This window comes from Cyanobacteriota bacterium (assembly GCA_025054735.1).
Taxonomy (GTDB): Bacteria; Cyanobacteriota; Cyanobacteriia; order SKYG9; family SKYG9; genus SKYG9.
In genome coordinates, this window is the sequence record JANWZG010000343.1 from 1 (window position 1) to 4454 (window position 4454).

Annotated in this window: 3 protein-coding genes; all 3 read right to left on the minus strand. The window is 50.3% G+C overall.

Features of this window, described 5'->3' with window-relative positions; translation table 11 throughout:
• Positions 1 to 716, minus strand: a 716-nt coding sequence (locus NZ772_14625) for an ABC transporter substrate-binding protein (GenBank protein ID MCS6814786.1), incomplete at its 3' end; no start/stop codon positions are given.
• Positions 717 to 795: 79 nt separating this feature from the next.
• On the minus strand, positions 796 to 3558 hold the full coding sequence (locus NZ772_14630; GenBank protein ID MCS6814787.1) for a CHASE2 domain-containing serine/threonine-protein kinase: 2763 nt from the start codon (positions 3556 to 3558) through the stop codon (positions 796 to 798).
• A gap of 113 nt (positions 3559 to 3671) precedes the next feature.
• A partial coding sequence (locus NZ772_14635; protein ID MCS6814788.1) for a fatty acid desaturase occupies positions 3672 to 4454 on the minus strand: 783 nt, incomplete at its 5' end.

Consider the following 4454-nt stretch of genomic DNA (forward strand, 5'->3'; position numbering starts at 1 on the left):
GACTGAAAGTCATTATCAGTAGTTTGGAAGGTTTGGACTGTAACTAACTCTAGGCCCTTGGTCTTAACAGTTTGTTGAAAAATCTCAGTCTCCGATTTGCTGAAGGCATCGTTTTGGGCATAGAATACAGCCACTTTTTTGATGGCAGGATTGAGCTTAAGGGCGGCATTGACTGCATTGGGGGCTACGATCGATACTGGGGCCGAGACTCGTGCTACATAGTCCCCAATCTGGGGAATGCCCTTAGCAGTGTTCGATGGCCCAATCACAGGCACCTTAGCCCGATCAGCAAAGGGATCGGCTCCAAAAGCTTGTTGAGAGAGTGTTGGTCCAATGATGCTAACCACATTGTCCCGGTTGATTAAGGTTTGAAAGGCATTAATTGCCCCAGCTTCATCACCACCTGTATCTTGAACAATTATTTTAATGGGAGTGCCATTCACCCCCCCTTGGCTGTTGAAGTGACGCTCAGCGATCATGACTCCGGTAACCTGCTCTTGACCCAACAACGCTACGTTACTGGTCTGAGCCACAGCCACCCCAATGGGGATAGGCTGCTGCCGTCCCTGAGCGGGAATAGAATTTGTTGACTGAGCTGGAGCTGTGGTTGGGGTAGTTTGAGACTGATTACTGTTGGGGGGTTGTCCACAGGCAGCTACCAGCAACGCTAAGCCTGCTAATAGGGTTAGGGAATAGGGCAGCGATCGACTAGTCATACACCATTAGATCATTGATTATGAACGCAGTCGTTAATTTTCTCATGAGGGGAGATAGTTTGCGGCAATCTCACAGCAATCACTTAGCATCCAACAGGGGTTTTAGGTCTTTCATGACTTCACGAGCAGATTGGTAGCGATCACTGAAGTAGTAGCACACCATGCGATCAAGAATGGCGGCTAGCCCAGCACTGACAGAGGCTAGAGGTTGCCAAATGATATTACCCGTCTGGAAATCTAGCTCTAGCCGCTGTGGTATTTGCCCTGTGAGGGCTTGAATGCAAATCATCCCTAGGGCATAGAGGTCACTGTTAAAAGTAGGATAGCCCGCTAGTTGCTCAGCCGGTGCATAGCCGCGAGTGCCGATAGCAACGGTGGCCAGTTCCCCCTCGGTAGAAGTCTCTTGCGGTTGAATCTGTTTCACAGCCCCGAAATCAATTAGCACCAGACGCTGATCAGAGTCTCGCCGGATGAGATTGCCCGGCTTGAGGTCACGATGAATGACATGGCGATCGTGGATAAACTCTAACACCGCCAGTGTATCTTGCATAATGCTAATAACTGCTGGTTCCGACAATCGCTGCTTCTCTGCAAGCTCGCTAGCTAGGGTATGGCCAGCGATGAACTCCTGCACTAGATAAAATTCCGCATCCTCTTCAAAGGCAGCCAGCAATTGGGGAATTTGGTCATGTCGTCCTAATTTTTCTAGAATCTCTGCCTCTGTCCTAAACAACCGCCGTGCTGTTTGCAAAAATCGATCATCCCTGCGGGCAGGCATTAAGCGTTTCACCACACACTCAGGGTTACCTGGACGCAATGTATCTTCTGCCAAATAGGTCGTGCCAAAGCCGCCTGATCCCAGGATTTTGATCAATTGATACCGCTGGTTGAGCAAGCTATTGGCGTGATCGAACGGAGATTGAGGCGCTGTTTTTAGCGCTGTCGCATGGAGCGGTCTAACATGGCTAGATGCTGTTGCCTCTGGAGATGCACTCATCCTTGAAATGACTGCACCGTCAGGGGTAAGGGCAAGGGTGATGTCAGCATCATCTAGCCGCCCATCACGCTTTGGGCCTTGACGGACTGCCTGAGCACCCAGGGATGGCTCTTTTGTTGCCGCTACATCGGCGATCGTACCGTGCTGCAAATGAGTTACTTGGCCTTTAGCAGGAGATACTACAGGAGCAGGTCTAGGAGATTTTTCTGTACTTTGCTCCGCTAGCAGTGTTCGGAGTAGCGCTATGGTCTTCTCTTGCTCTTGGGCTTGGGCAATAATAAACTGTTGCTCTTGCCGAAACTGGTAAATTGTGTAAGTTACAACCCCGCCAACTGTCAGCACAAACGCCAGGGCTGGAGCTACAACTGGAATCCAGCCGAAATAGTGATAGGTTAGCAAACCCGCGCCAATTGTACCGCCCAGTCCTAAGAGTAAGCAAACTCCTAACATCATAGGATGATGGACTCGCCACGCCACTAACCCACCGATCGCCGCCCACGCCAATACCCACACTGCCTCTGCCCAATCTGGCCAATACCAAATCAGGGCTGGTTCTCCGCTAGCAGCCGTCAGCAGTTGACTCACCATCTGGGCGTGAACAACCACTCCAGGCATCTTGGTAGTATCTTGCTCCGTGGGGCTATAGGGAGAGAGGAAAAAATCTTTCAAGCTAGGAGCTGTTACACCAATAAGCACAACTTTATTTCTCACCCATGCTGGGTTAAGGTTGCCCTTCAAAACGTCCGTCAGCGTCACTTGACGAGCGACATTCTGTGCCGATCGATACCGTAACATAATCTGATAGCCATAGGCATCGATGCTGTGATAAGCACCTGATGAGGGTTGAATTGCTGAAAACTTGGCCTTACCCCAATAGATATAGTTACCGTCATAGCGGGGTCTGATCTGCTGGGCATTCAGATACAGAGCCGCAAGACGAAAGGAAAAGGAAAACACGTTCCCTTTGTCCGTAGACCCAAACATGAGGTTACGGCGCACCACTGAATCGGGATCTAGCACAACATCATTAAATCCTACCTGCTGAGGCACAACGGTCGGGGGTGGTGGCACTCCTAAATCGCTCTCACTACCCAGCTTGGTAATGGTCACCACATTGGGAAATCGCAATTGAGTAACCAAGTCCCGGTGTCCAGGTTCGTAGGGCAAGTCTCGATAGACATCTAGACCGATTGCCCTGGGTCTATGCTTTTGTAGCTGCTTGAGAGCATTGGCAAAGGTCTGATCAGCTAGCGGCCATCGCTTCTGGGCCTGAATATCTGCTTCCGTAATTTTGACGATCAACAGGCGAGAGTCTGGATGCTGATCCCCAGTCCAGCGCACCATGCGATCGTACACCTTGAGTTCAAAGCTCTGAAACCATCCTAGTTGCTGACCAATCAGCACCGCTCCTGTCACTGTAACACTGGCAATCACAGGCGAGCTACGCAGGACTAACCACACATGCGGCTGACTGCTCCCAAGCTGAGGTGGCAGAGACTGCGGATGCTGCCATCGCCTCCAGATAGCAGACAAACGTTCCTGCAGTGACTGGTAGATTGTTGAGAGTGGAGATACTGGATGTTGAGGTGCCGGGAGAGGTGAGGGCTGGTTGGACTGAGGCTGTGGTGCCCGTTGTCCTATCATTGAGGTTGGACGCGATCGCAAGCTAATGCGTTGAGGCTGCGTGAGATCTATCAATGGCTGTTGAGCATACTGTCGCTGATGTCGTAACCGTCGCGATCGCCGTAGAGTATGGTAGTCAACTGGCAACTCACGCCAGCGACTCAACAAAGCAGCCCGCAACGTCCTTAACACTCTAGGAATCACAACAGCGATCAACCCCAACTCATCAAGCTACTATATAGCCTTTTTTCGCTGTCGTAGATTGCCCACGTGAACTACCAGCACTTGGGCAGCCTTCTATGTAAGACCATAACAACCCCCTCAAATTAGCCGTATTACTCCTCTCGATGGTGCTGATGAGTATGGGAGCGGATCCCAATGAACACATCATAGACGAAGTTCCAGAAATTTTTGCCATCCTGCATAATTCCCAGAGTTTGATAGCTACCTTTTTCATCCAACAATGGCTTGGTGACCCGATAGGCGCTCTGATACCGATACCAAGGAATTGAAGGCCACAGGTGATGAATGAGGTGATAGTTTTGTCCCATGATTAGTAGGTTGAGAATAGGACTGGGATAAATGCGGGCATTTTTCCAGCGATCGCGCTCCTGGAAAGGACGATGGGGCAAGTAGTCAAAAAATAGTCCCAACGCTAACCCCACTACAGCCGAGGGCAAAAACCAGTAGTTTGCGATGAATTGATAGAACCCAAAGTGGACACCTAGGCAAATGATAGCAACCAGTAATCCCCTTGCTAGAAACCACTCTAGTAACTCATACTTACGCCATAGCCGCCGCTTGAAAAAGAATACTTCGTGGTAAAAGAATCGAGGGGCAATGAGCCATAGCGGACCGCCTGTGGATACAAAGTGATCTGGGTCATTTTCTGGATCATTGACGTTAGCGTGGTGCTGCATATGCACCCGTGTGAATACTGGATAGGAAAAGCACAATAGCTGAGCACTGACATGCCCCAATATTGCATTGACAATGCGGTTTGAGTGAGCCGCGTGGTGACAGGCATCGTGAATAACTGTGCCTGCAATATGGAGCACTAGGGTGTTGAGCACAAAACAGGCCCAACCGGGCAAGCCCCAACACCAGTAGCCAGTAAC